We start from the raw sequence: 20,213 nt of genomic DNA, 5'->3' as shown, positions 1-20,213 counted from the left end.
AGAGGTGTATAGTATGTTGCACTGAACGATGGTAAACCGATAAGTATATTTTAGTTGTATGTGAGTATGGGGTCTTACAATCCTTTACATCTCATAAAAATTTTGATTTTAATATAAATGAATTTTAAAGATATCCATATAGGACAAATGGTGAAAGCTCTGGTTGCAGAACGTGGGATAGATATGCCACGTATCTGCAACTTTTTTAAGTATTCCGAAGATAATATTGAGCAAATGTATAAAGAGAAAAGCATGGATTCTGAAGTATTGCTGAAATGGAGCAAGCTGCTGCAATATGATTTTTTCAGGATCTATTCCCAACATCTGATATTGTATGCACCACCTGCTCTTCTCGATAAAAAGGCAGATTCAAAAAAAACATCATTGCCACTATTTCGTAAAAATATATACACTAAGGAGATTATCAATTATATATTGAATCAGATATTGACGGGAAATATGTCCCGAAATGAAGTGATGAAACGTTACAGGATACCTAAAACCACATTATACAAATGGATAAGCAAGCAAGAAAACAACGGAAAGTAACACCTGATTATAAGAGTATCTATTCTGATATTCTAAAGAATGAATTCCCTGAAAAGATTGAAGAGTGTCAATCGCTATTGAATAAGAAACATCTAAGTGTATTGGATGTCCAAAAGCTTAATCAAAAAGTGTTTGGTGTTTCTGACCAGAATTCGAAAGCAGAAAACGGGAAATATCACTCATACAAGAAATCAGATATTCTACACATGCTGGATTATCAACGAAAACATAATCTTAATAACAGTCAATTGGCTAGACATTTTAAACTGAGTAATAATTCCGTTTCAAAATGGAAGAGAATGTTTTTGATATAAGTATATCATATCCAATTTATGTTTTAATGTAAGGATTTTAGTACAATATAAAAAAATAAAAGGTAGCCGTTATTGGCTACCTTTCTATTTGACTGAGTGTTGCTTATCTTGTTAACAATACTTTTTTTGAATAGGATCTTCCTTGCTTTGTCTTGAGGGTCAAGATATAAACTCCACCCGGCAGGGTTGCGGGCAGATCAAAAGTTTTGGAAGAGAATTTTGAATGGTATACTTCCTTACTGGAGGTATTGGTGATGGCAATATCAGCATCTAACAACAGAACGTTCCCGCCAAGGGTGATTTGCCCTGTGGTGGGGTTAGGGGAAATAATGAGTTGCTCATCTTCCGGAGTGATTTTTAATTTGGTGGCAGGGGCTAAACTAGATGATGGAGAACAGCCCTGAGATTTACTGTAAGAGCAGTATAATTCCAGGACTTGTTCTTCAGTAAGAGCATCTCTATATAGAAGGTATTCGTCAATTTGTGCGCCTTTAATTGAAATACTTCTATATAGAGTGAATGGAGGGTAATCTGAGTAATAAGTAGAAGAGCATGGGGAAACCTTATGCCCATTTTTATATAAACATGTAGTAATTTCTTTTGTACTGTTTGTAGCATTCCGGGTTATTACATAATGGTTTAATTGATTGGCTGAATTAGGGATAACAATAGAGGGAGGATTATTAGATTCAACGAATGGTCTAACTTTAATACTGTCTTTTGTCAGCCTAAATTCTATATAATTAGACATTAGATCGAAATATTGATCTGGACTATTATCATCACCTAGAACCCAGAATGCTATGGAATTTCTGTCTTGGAATATACTACCACTGGCATCTTTAACGGTTAAACCTTCGCCAACAGACGAATAAAAAGAATTACCACATGCCATGTTATTGCGATAGGTTATATTTGAAGGATTATTTGGTATAAAGTCATTCGCTTCACTTGTTGGTGTATTTTTTAAGCTTCCATTAAATGGAATATGAACTAAGGGACTGAATGGAGGAGGGCTGCAGGTTGTATAATCACTTGGAATATGGTAAGTGTAATAAATTCTAAACTCATCACCAACGTCAAGCAGACCATTGCTCAAATAAATACGAACACGGTCAAAAGGTTTTTTAGGGGTAAACTCAATGGTTCCCTTTTTGGGGTCTTGCCCAATCTTCAGCATGTCGCTGCCAATTTCTTGATAATCATTATTGGATACCGTACCAATAAATGTTTCAACATGCACTTTTTTTATCTTGTCAATAGATAGGTTGGCATTCGCTGTACCGATTCCAACGATGATTTTTGCAAAATAATTGTTAATAGGTGCAGGGAAGATTAATGTTTGTTTGATGGTTGCCAAAACGCCGATGGGAATTTTTAGAACAGCATAATCATTTTCGTTGTTTCCCACTGCATTTTGTGGATTTTGTATAGAACAGAGTAAGCATACGCCAGTAGTCTGATTCGTTTGGCTGCTTGCGTAGACCTTGTCCTGTGCATAAGGCAAGATGCCTGTAAGGAACAGTAATGTGAACAATAATGCCTTGTGCATTATACCTTGTTGTAAAAATGTTTTTTTCATAATGATGAATATTTTGGTTGGTGTTTTTGATGTGAAAAGAGCATGTCCTGTTGTAGGAACATGCTCAGTAGGGGCAGTTTATCTTGTCAACAATACTTTTTTTGAATAGGACTTTCCTTCCTTGGTCTTGAGGGTCAAGATATAAACACCTCCCGGCAGGGTTGCGGGCAGATCAAAAGTTTTGGAAGAGAATTTTGAATGGTATACTTCTTTCCCGGAGGTATTGGTGATGGTAATATCAGCATCTATCATCAGAACATTTCCGTCGAGGGTGATTTGCCCTGTAGTTGGGTTCGGAGAGATGATAAGTTGCTCATTTTCAGAAGTGATTTTTAATTCGACGGCAGGGGCTAAACCGGATGATGGAGAACAGCCCTGAGATTTACTGTAAGAGCAGTATAATTCCCATATCTGTGTTTCATTAAGAACTTTATCATACTCAATGTATTCGTCAATCCCTCCCCCTCTAATATCAAAAGATCTCTTAATAGGATATAAAGGTGAACTACTAACATTATTATAAGATAAAGAACAAGGTGATACTTTTTTTCCGTTTCTGTATAAACATGTTGTAATTTTTTTCTGCTGATCGGTCGCTTCAGTGGTTATGAGGTAATGATTTAATTGATTGGTTGAATTAGGGACAACGATATTAGTAGGGTCTTGTGCAAATGGTTGAATGTCAATGCTATATTTAGTCAGCTTACACATTGCAAAATCATTCGTTATATTAATACTTTGTTGTGGTATATTTTCATCACCGATAGCCCAAAATGCTACAGTATTGAAATCCGTATAATGACTATAAATAAGGGGAGTTGAGAGATTGGTTTGGGGGTTTGAGTAAAGGGAATTGCCACATGCCAAATTATTACGAAATACTATGTTGCCATTTTCTAATAGATCAGGCTGGCCTATTTTATTTTTAATGTTACCATTGAATGGGATGTAAATTACAGGGTTAAATGGAGGTGTGTCGCAGGTAGTATAATCGCTTGGAATATGGTAGGCATAGTAAACTCTTAGTCGGTCATCCAGATTAAGGGTGCCGTTGTTCTTTAAGCTGATTTTGATTCTGTCAAAGGCTTTTTTGGGAGTAAGCTCAACGGTTCCTCTTTTTGGATTGGAACTGATTTTCAGAATGTCACCTGTGATTCCCATTTTGTCATTGTTGGAAATATTTCCTAAAAATGTTTCAATGGAGACCCCTTTCAGTAATTCTGTGGATAGGTTATCCATGCCCGCCCCAATGCCTATAACAATTTTAGCATAATATTGAGAGACAGAAGCGGGAAAGATTAACGTTTGATTTACTGTTGTATTAAGGTCTAATCCAATTTTAAAAGCTGAGTAATTATCCTCATTGTTACCCACCGCATTTTGTGGGTTCTCTATAGCACATAATAGACATAGCCCACTGATTTGGTTGGTTTGGCTGCTTGAGTAGACCTTGTCCTGTGCATAAGACAAGATGCCTGTAAGGAACAGTAATGTGAACAATAATGCCTTGTGCATTATACCTTGTTGTAAAAATGTTTTTTTCATAATGATGAATATTTTGGTTGGTGTTTTTGAGGTGAAAAGAGCATGTCCTGTTGTAGGAACATGCTCATTAGGATCAGTTTATCTTGTCAACAATACTTTTTTTGAATAGGATCTTCCTTGCTTTGTCTTGAGGGTCAAGATATAGACTCCACCCGGCAGGGTTGCGGGCAGGTCAAAAGTTTTGGAAGAGTATTTTGAATGGTATACTTCTTTCCCGGAGGTATTGGTGATGGCAATATCAGCATCTATCATCAGAACGTTTCCGTCGAGGGTGATTTGCCCTGTAGTTGGGTTCGGAGAGATGATAAGTTGCTCATTTTCAGAAGTGATTTTTGATTCGGTGGCAGGGGCTAAACCGGATGATGGAGAACAGCCCTGAGATTTACTGTAAGAGCAGTATAATTCCAGGACTTGGTCTTCAGTAAGAGCCTCTTTATATAGAAGGTATTCGTCAATTTGTGTATCCAGCATTGAAATATTTCTTTCTGTATTGTATGGAGGAAATTCTGAAGTGTAAGTGGTAGAGCTTGAGGAAATTTTATGCCCGTTTTTATATAGACAAGTTGTAATTTCCTTTGTACTCCTTGTAACATTTCTTGTGATTACATAATGGCTTAATTGGTTTGCTGAATTAGGTACAATGGTGATGGGAGCAGTGTCAAATTTGCCAACGACTGGTCTAAATTTAATATTGTCTTTTGTAAGGGAAAAATATACAACAAAAGCAGATACATTAAGACGTGGGTCAGAAGAGTTCGCATCACTTTGAGCCCAGAATGCAATGGTAGTACTGTCTGGATCTGCAATGAGGCCACCGTTATTAAACTCTGTGATGCCAAACGAATAAAGAGAATTGCCACACGCCATATTATTGCGATAGGTTATAGGTAAATCAGGAATAGAGGGTAAGTCACTATAAACTCCATAGCCAAGTGATAATGGTGACATTTTTGTATTGCCATCGAATGGGATATAAATGAGAGGTTTGAAAGGAGGGGGATTGCAGGTAGTATAATCGCTTGGAATATGGTAGGCATAGTAAATTCTTAATCGGTCATCCAGATTAAGGGTGCCGTTGTTCTTTAAGCTGATTTTGATTCTGTCAAAGGCTTTTTTGGGAGTAAACTCAACGGTTCCTCTTTTGGGATTGGAACTGATTTTCAGAATGTCACCCGTGATTCCCATTTTGTCGTTGTTGGAAATATTTCCTAAAAATGTTTCAATGGAGACCCCTTTCAATAATTCCGTGGATAGGTTGTCCATGCCAGCTCCAATGCCTATAACAATTTTAGCATAATATTGAGTGACAGAAGCGGGAAAGATTAACGTTTGATTTACTGTTGCATTAGCGTCTAATCCAATTCTAAAAGCCGAATAGTTGTCCTCATTACTACCCACCGCATTTTCTGGGTTCTGTACACCACATATTAGACATAGTCCATTGACTTGGTTGGTTTGGCTGCTTGCGTAGACCTTGTCCTGTGCATAAGACAAGATGCCTGTAAGGAACAGTAATGTGAACAATAATGCCTTGTGCATTATACCTTGTTGTAAAAATGTTTTTTTCATAATGATGAATATTTTGGTTGGTGTTTTATTGATGTAAAGGTGTAAGGGTAAGAAATTGGTCATTATTTCAAACAGAAGTAAATGTTTAGATTGATTTTCATAGAGTGATATTTAGTTTTTATAAATTTACATATAAAATGATTGTGTTGTTAAAATTATTTGATAATAGTTTTATGTTGTAATTAATAATAATTTTATTAGATGAATTTTAAGTATTACTTAATGTGGGGGGTGGTGTAGGTTCCTTAATGGTTGCTATTGGTTTTTAAAAAAAAGAAACCAGTGACATAGGGCCATCGGTTTCTGTTAAGTGAAGATTTATTACCTCTTAAAATTAAATTCAAAAATTACGTTGCCACTGATTTCAAGTATCATAAACGTATTGAAACGATTATAAAACCGTGGAACTTCAGGAAATTTGGTTCAGGAAATGAATTGGATCTTGAAAAGCCAGATTTGGATGTAAGCTTTATCAAAAAGTTAAAGATTGGTCCGGTTAGTACTGGTTTTATATTAAACTTGTTTAAGCTTTTTGGCAAGACATTAAAAGTATAAAATAAGCCTGTTTAAACTCATTTTAAGCTTAGCCACAAAAGAAACAAAAGCTATTTGTAAAGATGTTGGATAAGATAAATGTTCACATAGACCTTTAAAAATCACTCCTAAAGTTTTTTTTAAATGTGACTTTTTGGGGGTAATGAAAAAGTTTAAACAGCTTTATTGATAACTTTTTAAAAAAAACATAAAGCAAAAAGGTTAAATTCTTTTACAATCTTTTTTGCTTTATGTTTTTAATGTAAGGAATTTTAATGATGTCCTTGTTTAAAGGGTGAAAGTTGAAGATTGACGGCACCCATTACCCAAGATAGTCGTTAGGATAGGTTGTTATGTCATACTTTTTATTAATCTCCTGTAAAAAAGCAATTCGTTCAGGGGTAATTTCGGGAATGGGAGGGAATTCACCATCCTTTACCGGGATGCCTACTTCCTTAAACATCTGTTCGAGACCTGCTGGTACCACAGTGCATAGAAGACGGGCAAACTTATCCGAAGTATTCTGAAAGCAATGGATTTCCCCACCCAAAGGGATGTTTACGAAACCTCCTTCCTGAAGCAGGACTTTCCCTTGCTCTGTTTTAAATTCCAGTGCTCCTTCCACAATGTAGAACATTTCCTGAGTGTCAGGATGAGCATGGGGAGCAGGTCCACCGCCTGGGGGAACAGACATTTCAATGACGGCATAGGCTCCGTTGGTTTCCTCTCCTGAAATAAGGATGCGGTAATTACCGCCAGCTATGCCCAGTAGTTGCCCTTGATGGTTATCAACTATTTTTATAGGGGATATTTTCATTACTAATCAATTATTATCGTTGAAACTCTGCTCTTTTGTTACCGCTGTACATGCCTCCGTCATAGTAGGATGAGTGGGTATCAGTGACAAACAATACAAGTTCGGCACTCTGTTGTGTGTAAAAGCTTATTTCTTCATTCTTTATGAACAGGCTTTCACCTTTTGTTAAGGAAATCTCTTCATTTACAATGAGGTCTCCCTGAAAGACATACAGCAGACAATGAATGTGCTCTTCAAACTTTCTGGGCAGGGTAAGGGTGTGGGATGGAGTGAGCTGCATATCATAGATCCAGGTATCACTGCTTAGTGTTAATTGGGTTTGTGCCCCGTCGGGAGAAGCAAGCAATCTCCATTCGTTGACACTGCTAACGGTGTCGAGTTCTTCGAAAATAACCTCCGGTTTTGAATCCTTTTCCTTTGGACGAATAAATATTTGCAGCCCTTCCAATTCTTCCAGCATTGCTTCTTCATGGTGAAAAAGCTTTCCTGCTTTCATCAGCATTAGTCTGTTGGGGGTAATGAATTCAGAAAATCCCTCTGAATCTGTATGCTTTACCTTTCCGCTTCTAAAATAAGAAAGAATATCATCATTGATATGGGGGTGCATTTTTATGACGGCACCGGGATGGATGTGTGCCTGATCAATTCGGCCTATTGAGTAATAGCCGGTATCTGAATCCGTCAGCTCAAGACCCGGATACAAGATGGAGATATGGCTGTTGCCTAGTTTTACTGAGTTATCTATTTTTTTTAACATGGTCTCTGTATTTTCTTTTAAACAAATTTACCAATTTTAGAAATAACTTCTTCAAATACAATACCGACAACTTTTTGCCCTTCATCACTCGCCCAGCTGTCAATCATATCTGCCACCAATTGGTTGATGGTTGTTGTTCTTACCCCTCCTTTTTCCCAGGTTTGCTGTGCTATATCGTCTGCGATTTGAGTTGGGGAGCCTCCGGCATCAATGACTACCTGAACATCAAAGCCTTCCTCAACCATCGATCTTGAAGGATACACGATGCATACATCATGGGTCAATCCTGCCATGATTACATTCTTGCGACCATTGGCTGCCTTCAGAACCGCATCTCTGAAATTTTCATCATTCCATGCATTCGTAATCCCGGCACGTTTTATCCTGCTTGAATATTCTTCAGGCAAAAGTTCTCTGATTTCAGGAATCAATAATCCTTGTGCGTATTCTTCCTGGCTGCTGGTAAGAACAACAGGAATATCAAGAACTTTGGCAATTTTTGCCAGAGCAACGGTACGGCTTATAATCATTTCCTTGGATCTATTGGCACACCAGTCCAAAGTACCGGTTTGATGGTCAATAAGTAATAATATACTATCTTCTTTTCTAAAATGTTTCATCTTAATGTTCAATTTAAATATAATTCTTTCCAATAGTTGGAAACTTGAAAGCTAAGATAGTTCATTACCAATCTCAATAGAAGGGCAAAAAAGCTGGATGTTTGGTCAGAAGGTAATATATTGTATTGCTATGATAATTGTTTCAGTTGTTCCCTATACTGATTAGGGCTCATTGTTGAATATCTTTTGAAATATTTTCCGAAGGTACTCTGGTCAGGGAAATTAAGCATCTCAGCAATTTGAGCCAGAGTAAGAGTTTCGTTTTGGAGTAAGAGCTTAGATTCCAATACTACCTGCTGGTGGATCCAAAAGCTGGCGGGACGTCCTGTTTCTGAACGTACCACATTGGTAAGATACTTGGGGTGTACCTTTAAATAAGATGCATAGAAATTTACTTCTCTTGTTTTGACGGCATTTTCTGTCACAGCCTTTCTGAATCTTAAACTTAGGGTACTGATAATATTAGCTGCCTTTCCCTGCTTCTCATACAGGTCGGCTAAAAGATTTAGAAAAGTATATACAACTCCCTGGATGATTTCCGTCTGAAAGGAAGATTGGGGTGGAGTATAATCATCAATGATTTTCAACAATTCCTTACAGTGACCGGATTCTTTCTTTGTGAGAGGGTTTACAAATGTTCCGCTTTCAGACAGATTGGAGAAGACAGAGGTAATCTGGCTTTCAATATATTTATGTTGAAGAAAGTCTTCAGAAATAAGAACACTTTTTGCTTTAAAATTCTCGCCGGGAGATCTCCAATTCTTTATGGCAGTAGGATCTGCAAAAAGAATGGCTGGAGCATTGATTTCATATTCCGTCAGGTTGCTTTGTAAAATAACAGTTCCACTTTCAATATAGCCCAGACAATAATAATTGGACCGGTAAGGTTCCATAAGATCAGGAGTAATAATGAAATCCGGAACAAAAATGTACCCCTTTTGGAGTTCAAGATTTTTGAAATCATTGTTCAAATACTGAAGAGTGAGTTCTTTTACGGTGTTCATCATGATTTGTAATACTTTTAATTCTTTTCTGTAGGCTTTCCTCACATAAAAATATGAAAATCTTTTATACCTATTTAAAAATAACCAAGGACTATTTTGTTTTTTAGAAGGAGTATATAAAGAACCTGTTTAAACTCTTTCTTTAAAAAAGTTTAAACAGCTTTAATATATAAATGGAATCCATCTTTTGGTTTTTTTTTGATATTGGATATATTCATCCCCAAAACAATTTACCAATCCCCTTTCTTCATTGCTTATCCTTTTATTAAAGGCCATAAAAAAAAGTATGGTTCCAAAACACAATGATATCCAGTTATTCAAAGTTAACCCTATTCCAGCAAGGCCAATAATAATTCCTGTATAAGATGGATGCCTGATAAATTTATAGACTCCTGTTGTTATCAACTGATGATCTTTCCTGATAGAAAGATCCATTGTGAAAAATTTTCCAAGATTTCTGATGGCTGAAACCCTGAGGATAAATCCACAAACAAACAAAAATAATCCCAAATATCGGAAGCTAATATTGCTACTGATTGGGCAATCGATTAATTCTGCAATTATGACAGAACCGATTAGTGAGATACAAAAAATCATCCAAAGGTTTGAAACACCTATTTTATCGCTCATTTTCTTATCTCCATCTGATGAAAGTCTGGTTCTGATATTATAATATTCCATTACAAACCAGAAAATTACTCCGAAATAAATGATAACGTCGAAAGTTTTCATAATTATTTTATTTTAAATGTTTTTTCCAAAAAAATTAATGATGTTATAGACTGGCAGATAAAGAGGATCAGGTTTAAAAACAACTGAGAGAATATTTTTATGATTAAGAAAGCCATCTGTAGCAGACCATAACTTTAGCATCTTACAATTTATACAGCAACGACTTATCTATTTCGTTGACAGAGGAGCATCCGCACATATGCATTATTGTAATCAGCTCTTTTTGCAGGGTTGACAGCACATCCAGCATTTCCTCTTTTCCGTTAACTGCGAGACCATAAATTGCTGCTCGTCCGATTAGAACACTTTTTGCACCAAGTGCTAAGGCTTTAAAAATATCGCCCCCTGTCCGAATACCTTCATCCATATAGACTTCAATAGTATTTTTCACTGATTCCGGAATCAGCGCTAATGCATCAAGCGAAGCTATTGCGTTATCTAACTGACGCCCTCCGTGATTGGATACAATAATACCTCTAACTCCTGTTTCTAGGGCTTTCTCTGCATCTGCAGGATGTAGAATACCTTTTAAGATAACTGGAAGTTTAGTAAAAGATATTATATCTCTTATATCCTCCCATCCGGAAGCAGAGCCCATGTATTGTGGATAATATTCATCTAAATTTTGATAAGGAAGTGCAGGATCAGTGGGTAATAAAGGCAGTTCAGCGGCTGGTGGAAACTCTGTAGAAGGGGCATCCGAATCTGATACTTTGCATATGGAACAGCCTAAAGGAGCATCGATGGTTATTACTATTGCAGAACATCCAGCTGATTCAGCTTTATTAATCCATTTCTTCATTAATTGTTTATCTCTGGACATTAATATTTGATACCAACAATTCGACAAATCACTGCTTATCTCTGAGAAGTCTAAGGTAGAAAATGATGAAATCACATATGATATGTTGAAAGCCTTAGCTGCCGCCACAGTATCACATTCTCCATTTTGGGAATATATTTTATGCCATGCGCTTGGAGCGATCATGATTGGTGAAGAAATAACACTTCCTAGAACTTCCACTGAGGTATCTACTTTTTGCACATTGTTTAATACCTTGGGCAACAAACTATACTTGTTAAATGCATTTAAATTTGCATTAAAAGTTTCGCCATTTCCGGCACTTTTTTGTATATAGTTAAATGTTCCGGCAGGCAAACTAGCCATAGCAGTTTCTTCAAAATCTGAGATTTTCGTTAATTTTTTCATGATTTAGTTGCGTTAAGGTTCATTATCTTGTAAGAATGACCCTGCGGGAATAGACTTTGTGATCCTTGGTTTGTAGGGTAAGGATATAAACACCTCCCGGCAGGGAAGCAGGCAGATCAAAAGTCTTGGAGGGGAATTTTGTACGGTATACTTCTTTTCCTGAAGTGTTGGAGACCGAAATATCAGCATCTAACAACAGGATGTTTCCGCCAAGGGTGATTTGTCCTGTGGTAGGGTTGGGGGAAATAATGAGTTGCTTGTTTTGCGGAGTGGTTCTGGCTCTGGTAATAGGGACCGAACCTGAGACTGATTGGCAATCTGGAGACTTACCATAAGAGCAATATAAATCAAGGACTTCATTTTCATTCAAGGCTTTATGAGGATATTCAAGGTATTCGTCAATTTGTGCACCCGTGATCCAGAACCCTCTCTTATGATGGAATGGGGGAGTAGGTGTTAAATAAGAATCGGAAGAGCAGGGAGAGATTTTATGTCCGTTTTTGTACAAACATGTTATGATTTTTTTTGAATCCTCAATGAGTTCTGTGGTCATTACATAATGATTTAACTGATTGATGGAGTTAGACGGAATGATATAGGTAGCAGTAGAATTATAAGGAGCTGTTTTAATAATAATTTGACCCTTCAATAGATGAAATTTTGAAAAATTAGGTCCTGCAATAATACTGGAGGATGGTTCGTCATTGATTCTGCCCCAGAATGCAATTGTACTGTAGTATTCCGGTATATCTGAATAATGGGTGAGTGTTAATTCTTCCGTGGATGAATACAGAGCATTGCCACATACCATATCACTCCGGTACGCTATTGCCGAAGATGGAGAAACGGTAGGAGTGCCTCCTCCCATTATATTTTCAATATTCCCATTGAATGGTGTGTAAAATGATGGGTAAAACGGAGGGATGCCACAGGTTGTATAATCGCTTGGAATATGGTAGGTGTAGTAAATTCTTAGCCGGTCATCCAGATTAAGGGTGCCGTTGTTCTTTAAGCTGATTTTGATTCTGTCAAATGGTTTTTGGGAAGTAAATTCAACGGTTCCTCTTTTGGGATTGGAACCGATTTTCAGGATATCACCTGTGATTCCCATTTTATCATTGTTGGAAAGATTACCTAAAAATGTTTCAATGGTGACCCCTTTCAATAATTCCGTGGATAGGTTGTTCATGCCCGCTCCAATGCCTATAACAATTTTAGCATAATATTGACTGACTGGAGCGGGAAAAATTAATGCTTGATTCACTGTTGCATTGACGTCCAATCCAATTCTAAAAGCCGAATAGTTGTCCTCATTGTTACCCACCGCATTTTCTGGGTTCTGTACACCGCATATTAAACATAGCCCACTGATTTGGTTGGTTTGGCTACTTACATAGGTTTTGTCTTGTCCCTTAAGTGGTAAAATGGCAAGAAACGGAAGCGTTATCAATAATATCTTTCTTATTGTTCTTCGGAGTGAAGGTGAGTTTTTCATGATGAGGGATATTTCGATTGATGATTTTGGGACTTGAAAGTGTAAAAGTACCTTGTAGAAAATAGTCTCTATGATTTTAAATAAGAACTGTCTCCAAGCAGGTATTATATATGGATGTTTTTTGCTTTTTCATTCATATGAATTTACAAATAAATATATTATGTTGTTGTTTTTATTTAATAATTGTGTAATTTTTTAATTTTGAATAAAGAATATTTGTAGTTTATGTTTAGTGTTGAAGATTATATTTCCCTTTTAAAGTTCTTGACATGAATCATTTTTATCAGCCTCTTTAGGCTTTCTAAATGTGGCTTTTCGGATTTTGCTTTGGAGCCTACGAATAATGATTACGCTTGCGTAGATACTCAATAGGAATTAATTAAGTAATTGAGAAAACTTATCTATCTATAATAAAGTCGTCTGTCTCGGATCATCCAGTTTTACTAATACTAACTTAACGGATACCCATCATGTTGAACAGATAAAAGTTCTTAATAGAGAATATAAAAAGCATGTTGCTGGGTTTTATTTATAAAGCTATTACAGATTTGGCAGGATTGATAACAGTGCTTTTTTAGACTGGGTAATATTAATTGCTTTGATGTAATCAATAGTTTCTTTTTTATGGGTGATAGGGGATCAGGTTTGATTTAGATTAAGTAGTCTATATTGATAATCCTTACAAAAGCATTTTGTATAGTGTGGTATAGTCCATCTAAGAGCAATTCTGGTTCTTGTAGGATGATTGTTATTCGTAAAATTGAGTATAAAATAGCTTTCAGATTGTTAAATTTTTATCATGAAGGGTTTTTGTAGTATGCTATATCTTTAATAAATGATATTGCTTGTGTTAATTTGTAACTAAAATAATTTTTATATCTTCGGATTTTGATGAAATGTATCTATCAATACTTCACTATTAATATTAATTAAAGAAATATTTAAATCCTTAACACTTATGAAAAAGAAAACAAAATTTATTATTCCCTTATTGCTGGCAATGAATGGGGTTACCTGGGGCCAGTCTCCAGGGGGAGTTTCAGCCAATTTGCAAATATGGGTAAAAGCTGATGCTGGTACTGGAACTACGACTAACAATGCACAAGTTGTTTTATGGAATAATCAAAAGGCAGGTGGTGTAAACGGAATAGCCAATCAGGGAATGGCAGGGTACTATGCCGATCCTGGAATTGGAGCAAGACCTATTTATAAAACAGCTTCTTCTATTCCAAGCTTCAATTTTAACCCTGCTATAGAAATTGTAAGTACAGATATGTATCGGTCTGGATATAAATTTCCTTTAGGTTTTCCAAATAATACTACTAACGCAATAACTTCTTATATTCATCTGTCAAGAACAGCGGCAACGAACTATAGAACTGTTTTTGTGATGAATGGAACTACAAAGAGTTCGAATACATCAACTACTGCGGGAATATGGCAGTCTCCTTTTTACGGAACCTATGGAAACAGACCCAGCTTCTATAACGAAAAAGAATCTGGAGATGTGTTTTTTGGCAGTAATACTATAAATACGGTAGGAACCAATATTCCCAGTATACAATCTTACTATAATAGCATTTCTGGTGGGAATATGAAATATTTCTTTGATAATAATGGGTTATCATATGGAGGGCCTTCAAATAATGTCTCTTCTACTGCAAACTATCCAGGAATGGTTCTCTTAATGGATAATGACGGAGGAAATGGAAGTACTTCTTTGGCTGGTGACAGAATAGGAGAGTTTATCCTTTATTCAGATACCCAAACACCTACCGAGAGACAAAGAGTGAGTTCTTATTTAGCGATTAAATATGGCATTTCGCTACAGCAACCTCAGAATTATTTAACTTCAGATGGCTCTATTTCCTGGAATTCTTCCACAAATACAACTTTTAATAACAATATCTTTGGCTTGGCATTAGATAATGCTTCTGCTCTGAATCAAAAAGTATCAGGCAGCATAAATCCCAATACAATTCTTACTGTTGCAAATGATAATGATTTTAGCTCTGCAAATGCAACAGGTACAAGAACTGCTTTTGCTCAAGACAAAACATTTTTGGTATTGGGTGACAACAATGTCACCGCCACGGGTTTGACGGCGATGACGAACCCTTCTACTTTCAATAGAATACAAAGAATCTGGCGTGTACAGCGAACCAATGATACAGGGAGAACATATCTTCAGGTAAATTTATCTTCTTATCCTGGTATTCCGGCAGGTACAGCATTGAACAGGATATATATGGTAGTGGCAGATGATGCTGCTCTTAACACAAAAGTCCAGTATATACCTGCAATAAGTTTTTCAGGAGGGGTAGCCGTTTTTGATTACAAATTTCCAAGCGATAAATATATTTCTTTTGGTACGGGGACTACATTTTGTACAAGGGAGCCTAATACAACTCCTGCTACTGCATTTACCAAAATTGGAATAACAGGATACAGTGCAAAACAAAATAACTGGCCTGAAAATATTCCAAATGGCTTCATTGTACTGGAATCTGGGTCTGAGGGAATGGTCATTACCAGAACGACTCCGGCAAATATTTCTACCCCTGTAGAAGGAATGATAATTTATGATACTTCTTCCAACTGTTATAGTTTGTATAACGGAAGCACGTGGAAATGTATGGTAAGAGCCTGTAATAATTAAGATAAAGATTAAAACAAAAATCCAATGAAAAATAAAGATATAAAAAACAGTATTGGTTTACTTGCTATTATTTGTTCAACTCTTCTAAATGCGCAAATAGGAATAGAAACGACTACAATAAGAGGCAGTGGCATCATGGATTTTCCAATAGGGTCAGATAAAGGTATTATAATACCTATTATTAATTCAAATAGAAATCCTAACCCTTCACCAGGAACAATTATGATGTATCAAAATATAATAGTAGGTTTTACTAATTCGGGAAGCGTAAATTTTACAGATGTGGGGAATACGAGTTCCGTATCATTTAATGCTTCCACACCCCCGCCGGTAGGAGTGAATGATGTCATCATAGGATCTGGTTCGTCACCTGCTTCAGGAGGTGCTTTGGTATTGGAATCTCCAAACAAAGCTTTAATCCTCCCTTCTGTTTCTAATGTCGTAAACATGCCTAATCCTTATCCTGGAACTATTTGTTACGATCAAAATAGTAAGAGTTTTGCTTTGTTTGATGGACAGGTTTGGAGTTTTTGGAAATAATAATAGCATATGGAAATATAGACTCATATTAATATTAACCATATTTAAGTATATTAAGACCTTAATTTTTAGGGTTGATATAAAAAGTAAGGTATCCCTAAAAAGGATGCCTTACTACTTTTAGAAACCAATTATGCTATCTTGTCAGGATAATTTTGCGGGAGTGTATTTTTTTATCCTTGGTCTGTAGATTGAGGATATAAATACCTGCAGGCAGCGTTGTTTGAAGATCAAAAGTTTTTGAAGTAGACTTTGAGCGGTATATTTCTTTGCCTGATGTGTTGGCAATGGTTATATTAGAATCGGTCAAAATGGTATTTCCATCAAGATGAATCTGTCCGTTACTAGGGTTGGGAGAGACGGTGACGGTTTCAGTTTCCGTAGGAACAATTTTAGCTGTAGGAGTAGTGCTCCCCTGGTTACAATCATCAAATTTCCCATAGGAGCAAGTTAATCTCTCAATTTCATCCTTGGAGAGGATCCTATCGCAAATGGGAAGTTCATCAATATTAGTATTATATGTTGAGAGATGTATTTTGCTATATTAATCATATAGTTTTTAGATTTACTGTAGCCTTAAAAATTTCCATTCTTATAGACACATACCTTATTGTAGCCATTTGTTTCTGCAATATAAGTTATTGAAAAATGATTTTGGGTATGACAAAATAGTGCAGGTATAGCTTCTGTATCGTTATATGTTATTCCAATTTGGAGTCTTTTTACTCGCATTTTAATGCTTGATCTAAAAGCATCTATTCCGAAAAATGGGTTTGTATCATAATTTGTACTATCCACACTAGTCAAACATGTGGACCATCGGTAAGGATAGTTTTGCTTATTGGATCGGTTGTAAAGTCTACAGCTTTTCCAGATACCCCATTGGGGATTGGATAGACATATTAGGACGAGTTTTTAAATCCCAGTCTGAAATTGCTTTTTTTATGTTCTCGTTAAACGAATAATAATAAAGAGGATCAAGAGATAGGTTACCATAATTGGGTATTTGTAGTACCTCTCATGAAAAGTTTGCAATTAATAAGATTTTCGAATTTTGGTTTGAAAACTACGGATAATGATCAATTCCTTGCAAATACTAAATAGGAATTAATTAAACAATTGGGAAAAACAATATATCGTATATTTAATTTTGTATCTCAATGATGCGAGATATATTTTCAAGAGAAAAACGCTGTGTGAGGGTTATTCACTTAAAAATTATAAACATCATGAAACAATTTTATAGAAACATTTTATTATCAATCGAAAAAGAGGAGAAAGAAGTGTCGCGGAGTAAAAAAAGTATCATAGATGAAGCCTACCATATGGTGTCATATCTGGATCGAACATTAATCGATTTAAAAGAAAAGATGGTATCAAATGGTTTTGAAAGCATTATGGAAGAGATCGGCTTCTTCAAGAATGTTAAACCCCATATTATGGGAAAACTTATCTATTATAATAAGGTTGTCCGTATAGAATCCTCCAGTCCCACAAATACAGACCTAACAGACGCTTATTATACAGAACAGATCAAAGTTCTTAGTAAGGAATATAAAAAACATGTTACCGGATCCGATTTTTACAGCTATTACAGATCAGGCCGGACTGATAAAGATGAATACTTTTTTAGACTGGGTAATATCAATTACTTTGATGCAATCGATAGTTTCTTTTTTGAGGTTGACCGGGACTTTTCTACTTTTTATGACTATAAGGTCGCACGGATTATATCGTATGAATTGCTCCAGTCGTATCTGTCTTCCAAATTCACAAAACCTAGTTTTTCTGAAAATACATTTGTTGATATTAATGAAGATGCGGAGTTTTCATGGGCAGATTCTAAAAATGCACTTATCGAACTCATTTATGCGCTGCACATTTCCCGCAGTGTTTCTAATGGTAAAATTGGATTAAGAAGAATAAGCGAGATGTTTGAAGATATTTTTGAAGTGAGCTTGGGAGATATTCATCATGCCTTTTATCAGATGAAGTTTCGGGGTGGGCAGAGGGCTAGATATCTGCACCATTTAAAAAGTTCATTAGAGCAATATATGGATAATGAACTGTGATAAACTGCAAATTTCCAATTGATAAGGGTGATCTACATGATTGCCCTTATTTTTTATCCATATCGTTGGTCAGCACTAGTCATATCTGACAGATTGGTATCCTGTAAATCATGTTAAATCTATAGAATTATCAGTAAAAAAATATTCATATGACTATGATATGGGTAGCTCCCCTGTGGGAATCTGCTGGAAAATCAGTGTCAATTTTGCTTCATAGACCAAAGAAAAATAGCTATGAATATAGACAGATCAGAATTCTTGGCCTGGATGGATCGTATCATGAAACGTTTAGACATCCTCGCCGGAGACTTAGAAAACAGGGAGAAGAAGCGACTGAGCATTGACGGAGAGGAACTGCTTGATAATCAGGATGTGTTGCAGATGTTAAAGATCACCTACCGTTGTCTGCAACGTTACCGTACCATCGGAAAGATCAAATACTTTACAATCAGCGGAAAGATCTTTTACAAGAGTTCTGATGTCCATCAATTTATCCGCGAATGCTATAACGGCGGAAAGCTTAGGCAATAAGAGGTCTGAATAGGAACCGGCGAAAGAACTGCCTTAGTTACATTTTACCTTCAAACCGAATTTAAAATTTTTATATGGATCAACAAATTGAAAAAACGAGAGGAGAGGGGACCGATAAACTGGAACCGCAATCCGACATTCTGCTTGTTCTGGATAAGAAAAAGAATAAAATAGAAGGAGTAAAAGGAGTTGATGAGGAAGGAAATCTACAGACTGTAGAGCCAAAAAAATCAAACCTGATGGACTTTATGCGTGTGGACAAAGGTGATGCGATCAGTAATTTTTTTTCAAATTTCTGGCGAAGGCTGAATGATCCTATGTCATTTAGGTTCTTCAAGGCACCAGAAATCAATATGAATGAAATTGCTAAGAAATTACAGGCTGCGATCGACAATCCTACACCTGAAGGAAATAAACTTCTGGATGCGCTGGAAGTGAAGTATGACAATAAACTAAAACAAGAGGAAAAAATGGAAGCAAAACAAGAAACAAACAATGGAGAAAATGCTGTTAAGCAGGAGTACAAGTACGATGTTAACAAGATTGACTGGAAAGTAGCACGTGAATTTGGTCTTAATCAGGAGTTACTGGAAAAAACAGGACAGCTGGATAAACTTCTCAAAGGCTATAAGACTGACCGTGTATTTACATTAGCAGCCAATATTGATGGAGCACCATTAAAAGGAGACGCCCGACTTGCCCTGAGACAGGTTGATGACAAGGTGCAGATCATGATGAATTTCGTAAGGTATAAACCTGATCTGGAATCGCCTTTCTTTGGGCACAAATTCACTGATGAAGATAAGCAAAATCTGCTCAAAACCGGCAATATGGGACGCGTAGTTGAAATAACTAATTATGAAGGTGGAGAACCAACCTCCGCTCTGCGGGACAGCAGATAGTCGGGGATCTTAGCAGGGGATTGATGCAGGGAGTTTCGGGATATTTTTCCAAGAAATTGCGGACAATGAAAGTAACGCTGAAAGCTGGTCATCAGGTTTTGCTGGTGGCGAAAAAGTAATTATAAAAAAACGACAAAATGAAATCAATCAAGAAAATACTTGTGATCGTCCTGTTTGCGGGACTATTCTTTAAGACATTTGGACAGCAGTCCTTAGAGACGGGAAGGGTGGAACCCTATCGTCTTGAAGTTACTTATAATAAAACAACGCATCTTATTTTTCCTATGGTTATCAGATATACAGATCTTGGCTCAGAATATCTCTCAGCTGATAAGGCAGAAGATGCTCAGAATGTGCTAAGGGTAAAGCCGCAGTAAGGGACTTCACGGAAGAAACCAACTTCAGCGTCATAACAGAAGATGGCAAATTTTATTCTTTCAATGTGCTTTACAATGCTGATCCGCTGACATTAAGTTACGATTTAAAAAAAATGCAGCAGGAAGGTGAACGAAATAGTGTGAATAATGTTCAATTTGAAGAGCTGGGATTTAATCCACCATCACTTACAGAGGCTGTAATCAAAACGGTCTACCACGAAAATAGGAGATATGTCCGGCACATTGCTTCTAAAGCTTATGGCATTCAGTATCTATTAAAAGGTCTTTATGTTCATAATGGCAAATTCTACTTCCATACTGAAGTAAAAAATAAATCAAATGTTCCTTTTGTCATAGATTTCTGCACGTTCAAGATTGTCGATATCGACAGAACGAGAGCAGGA

General features: G+C 36.4%; 18 protein-coding genes and 2 pseudogenes. 9 read left to right on the top strand and 11 right to left on the bottom strand.

Annotated elements, in window-relative coordinates; translation table 11 throughout:
* The first annotated feature begins 117 nt into the window (after window positions 1-117).
* Window positions 118-549, top strand: a complete 432-nt coding sequence (locus tag GTR01_RS15565; RefSeq protein ID WP_160138719.1) for a helix-turn-helix domain-containing protein — start codon at window positions 118-120, stop codon at window positions 547-549.
* Window positions 516-863, top strand: a complete 348-nt coding sequence (locus tag GTR01_RS15560; protein WP_160138718.1) for a helix-turn-helix domain-containing protein — start codon at window positions 516-518, stop codon at window positions 861-863. The genes GTR01_RS15565 and GTR01_RS15560 overlap by 34 nt, the downstream gene beginning before the upstream one ends.
* A 103-nt stretch (window positions 864-966) precedes the next feature.
* On the opposite strand, the gene GTR01_RS15555 is transcribed toward GTR01_RS15560, so the two are convergent.
* The 10 genes from GTR01_RS15555 to GTR01_RS15510 form a co-directional block, all read right to left on the bottom strand.
* On the bottom strand, window positions 967-2,445 hold the full coding sequence (locus GTR01_RS15555) for a T9SS type A sorting domain-containing protein (RefSeq protein WP_160138717.1): 1,479 nt from the start codon (window positions 2,443-2,445) through the stop codon (window positions 967-969).
* 78 nt (window positions 2,446-2,523) lie between these two features.
* Window positions 2,524-3,990 (bottom strand): T9SS type A sorting domain-containing protein, encoded by a 1,467-nt coding sequence (locus tag GTR01_RS15550; protein WP_160138716.1) that lies wholly within the window; start codon window positions 3,988-3,990, stop codon window positions 2,524-2,526.
* A gap of 78 nt (window positions 3,991-4,068) precedes the next feature.
* Window positions 4,069-5,559, bottom strand: a complete 1,491-nt coding sequence (locus GTR01_RS15545) for a T9SS type A sorting domain-containing protein (RefSeq protein ID WP_160138715.1) — start codon at window positions 5,557-5,559, stop codon at window positions 4,069-4,071.
* Between the two features lie 856 nt (window positions 5,560-6,415).
* Window positions 6,416-6,910 (bottom strand): cupin domain-containing protein, encoded by a 495-nt coding sequence (locus GTR01_RS15540; RefSeq protein WP_160138714.1) that lies wholly within the window; start codon window positions 6,908-6,910, stop codon window positions 6,416-6,418.
* A gap of 13 nt (window positions 6,911-6,923) precedes the next feature.
* Complete coding sequence (locus tag GTR01_RS15535; protein WP_160138713.1) at window positions 6,924-7,667, bottom strand: pirin family protein; 744 nt, start codon at window positions 7,665-7,667, stop codon at window positions 6,924-6,926.
* Between the two features lie 17 nt (window positions 7,668-7,684).
* Window positions 7,685-8,287 carry an isochorismatase family protein gene (locus GTR01_RS15530; RefSeq protein WP_160138712.1) on the bottom strand — a complete coding sequence of 201 codons (603 nt, stop codon included), beginning with the start codon at window positions 8,285-8,287 and terminating at the stop codon, window positions 7,685-7,687.
* Window positions 8,288-8,415: 128 nt separating this feature from the next.
* A complete protein-coding gene (locus tag GTR01_RS15525) occupies window positions 8,416-9,294 on the bottom strand; it encodes a helix-turn-helix domain-containing protein (RefSeq protein ID WP_160138711.1) in 879 nt (292 codons plus the stop codon).
* Window positions 9,295-9,453: 159 nt separating this feature from the next.
* The gene (locus tag GTR01_RS15520) at window positions 9,454-10,023 is read right to left on the bottom strand and encodes a methyltransferase family protein (RefSeq protein ID WP_160138710.1); all 570 of its coding nucleotides are present in this window, start codon (window positions 10,021-10,023) and stop codon (window positions 9,454-9,456) included.
* A 142-nt stretch (window positions 10,024-10,165) separates the two neighbouring features.
* Window positions 10,166-11,233: an alpha-hydroxy-acid oxidizing protein gene (locus GTR01_RS15515; protein WP_160138709.1), complete on the bottom strand. Its 1,068-nt coding sequence runs from the start codon at window positions 11,231-11,233 to the stop codon at window positions 10,166-10,168.
* Window positions 11,234-11,255: 22 nt separating this feature from the next.
* On the bottom strand, window positions 11,256-12,728 hold the full coding sequence (locus GTR01_RS15510) for a T9SS type A sorting domain-containing protein (RefSeq protein WP_160138708.1): 1,473 nt from the start codon (window positions 12,726-12,728) through the stop codon (window positions 11,256-11,258).
* 958 nt (window positions 12,729-13,686) lie between these two features.
* Between GTR01_RS15510 and GTR01_RS15505 the strand changes: the two genes are divergently transcribed.
* Window positions 13,687-15,387, top strand: a complete 1,701-nt coding sequence (locus GTR01_RS15505; RefSeq protein ID WP_160138707.1) for a hypothetical protein — start codon at window positions 13,687-13,689, stop codon at window positions 15,385-15,387.
* Between the two features lie 24 nt (window positions 15,388-15,411).
* Window positions 15,412-15,927, top strand: a complete 516-nt coding sequence (locus GTR01_RS15500; RefSeq protein ID WP_160138706.1) for a hypothetical protein — start codon at window positions 15,412-15,414, stop codon at window positions 15,925-15,927.
* Between the two features lie 136 nt (window positions 15,928-16,063).
* Here the strand turns inward: GTR01_RS15500 and GTR01_RS24895 are convergent, their stop codons facing one another.
* Entirely contained in the window at window positions 16,064-16,318 is a 255-nt protein-coding gene (locus GTR01_RS24895; protein ID WP_410492603.1) for a T9SS type A sorting domain-containing protein, read from the bottom strand.
* Window positions 16,319-17,156: 838 nt separating this feature from the next.
* Between GTR01_RS24895 and GTR01_RS15490 the strand changes: the two genes are divergently transcribed.
* The 5 genes and pseudogenes from GTR01_RS15490 to traN all read left to right on the top strand — a co-directional run.
* Window positions 17,157-17,999, top strand: a complete 843-nt coding sequence (locus tag GTR01_RS15490) for an RteC domain-containing protein (RefSeq protein ID WP_160138705.1) — start codon at window positions 17,157-17,159, stop codon at window positions 17,997-17,999.
* Between the two features lie 234 nt (window positions 18,000-18,233).
* Window positions 18,234-18,530 carry a helix-turn-helix domain-containing protein gene (locus GTR01_RS15485; RefSeq protein ID WP_160138704.1) on the top strand — a complete coding sequence of 99 codons (297 nt, stop codon included), beginning with the start codon at window positions 18,234-18,236 and terminating at the stop codon, window positions 18,528-18,530.
* Between the two features lie 74 nt (window positions 18,531-18,604).
* Window positions 18,605-19,432, top strand: coding sequence for a DUF4099 domain-containing protein (locus tag GTR01_RS24850; protein WP_160138703.1), 828 nt, complete (start codon window positions 18,605-18,607; stop codon window positions 19,430-19,432).
* Window positions 19,411-19,551, top strand: a pseudogene (gene traM / locus GTR01_RS15475) (conjugative transposon protein TraM); the annotation flags it as partial. The gene GTR01_RS24850 and the pseudogene traM, both read left to right, overlap by 22 nt.
* An 18-nt stretch (window positions 19,552-19,569) precedes the next feature.
* A pseudogene (traN, locus tag GTR01_RS24890) lies at window positions 19,570-20,192 on the top strand (conjugative transposon protein TraN); the annotation flags it as partial.
* Between the last annotated feature and the right edge of the window lie 21 nt (window positions 20,193-20,213).

Source organism: Chryseobacterium sp. c4a, from assembly GCF_009900745.1.
Lineage (GTDB): Bacteria > Bacteroidota > Bacteroidia > Flavobacteriales > Weeksellaceae > Chryseobacterium.
Note: the sequence above shows the minus strand (reverse complement) of the source record. Positions and strands in the feature narration are given on the sequence as shown.

Coding starts and splice junctions, on each gene's coding strand:
- GTR01_RS15565 (WP_160138719.1), top strand. CDS start 118: ATGAATTTTAAAGATATCCATATAGGACAAATGGTGAAAGCTCTGGTT.
- GTR01_RS15560 (WP_160138718.1), top strand. CDS start 516: ATGGATAAGCAAGCAAGAAAACAACGGAAAGTAACACCTGATTATAAG.
- GTR01_RS15555 (WP_160138717.1), bottom strand. CDS start 2,445: ATGAAAAAAACATTTTTACAACAAGGTATAATGCACAAGGCATTATTG.
- GTR01_RS15550 (WP_160138716.1), bottom strand. CDS start 3,990: ATGAAAAAAACATTTTTACAACAAGGTATAATGCACAAGGCATTATTG.
- GTR01_RS15545 (WP_160138715.1), bottom strand. CDS start 5,559: ATGAAAAAAACATTTTTACAACAAGGTATAATGCACAAGGCATTATTG.
- GTR01_RS15540 (WP_160138714.1), bottom strand. CDS start 6,910: ATGAAAATATCCCCTATAAAAATAGTTGATAACCATCAAGGGCAACTA.
- GTR01_RS15535 (WP_160138713.1), bottom strand. CDS start 7,667: ATGTTAAAAAAAATAGATAACTCAGTAAAACTAGGCAACAGCCATATC.
- GTR01_RS15530 (WP_160138712.1), bottom strand. CDS start 8,287: ATGAAACATTTTAGAAAAGAAGATAGTATATTATTACTTATTGACCAT.
- GTR01_RS15525 (WP_160138711.1), bottom strand. CDS start 9,294: ATGATGAACACCGTAAAAGAACTCACTCTTCAGTATTTGAACAATGAT.
- GTR01_RS15520 (WP_160138710.1), bottom strand. CDS start 10,023: ATGAAAACTTTCGACGTTATCATTTATTTCGGAGTAATTTTCTGGTTT.
- GTR01_RS15515 (WP_160138709.1), bottom strand. CDS start 11,233: ATGAAAAAATTAACGAAAATCTCAGATTTTGAAGAAACTGCTATGGCT.
- GTR01_RS15510 (WP_160138708.1), bottom strand. CDS start 12,728: ATGAAAAACTCACCTTCACTCCGAAGAACAATAAGAAAGATATTATTG.
- GTR01_RS15505 (WP_160138707.1), top strand. CDS start 13,687: ATGAAAAAGAAAACAAAATTTATTATTCCCTTATTGCTGGCAATGAAT.
- GTR01_RS15500 (WP_160138706.1), top strand. CDS start 15,412: ATGAAAAATAAAGATATAAAAAACAGTATTGGTTTACTTGCTATTATT.
- GTR01_RS15490 (WP_160138705.1), top strand. CDS start 17,157: ATGAAACAATTTTATAGAAACATTTTATTATCAATCGAAAAAGAGGAG.
- GTR01_RS15485 (WP_160138704.1), top strand. CDS start 18,234: ATGAATATAGACAGATCAGAATTCTTGGCCTGGATGGATCGTATCATG.
- GTR01_RS24850 (WP_160138703.1), top strand. CDS start 18,605: ATGGATCAACAAATTGAAAAAACGAGAGGAGAGGGGACCGATAAACTG.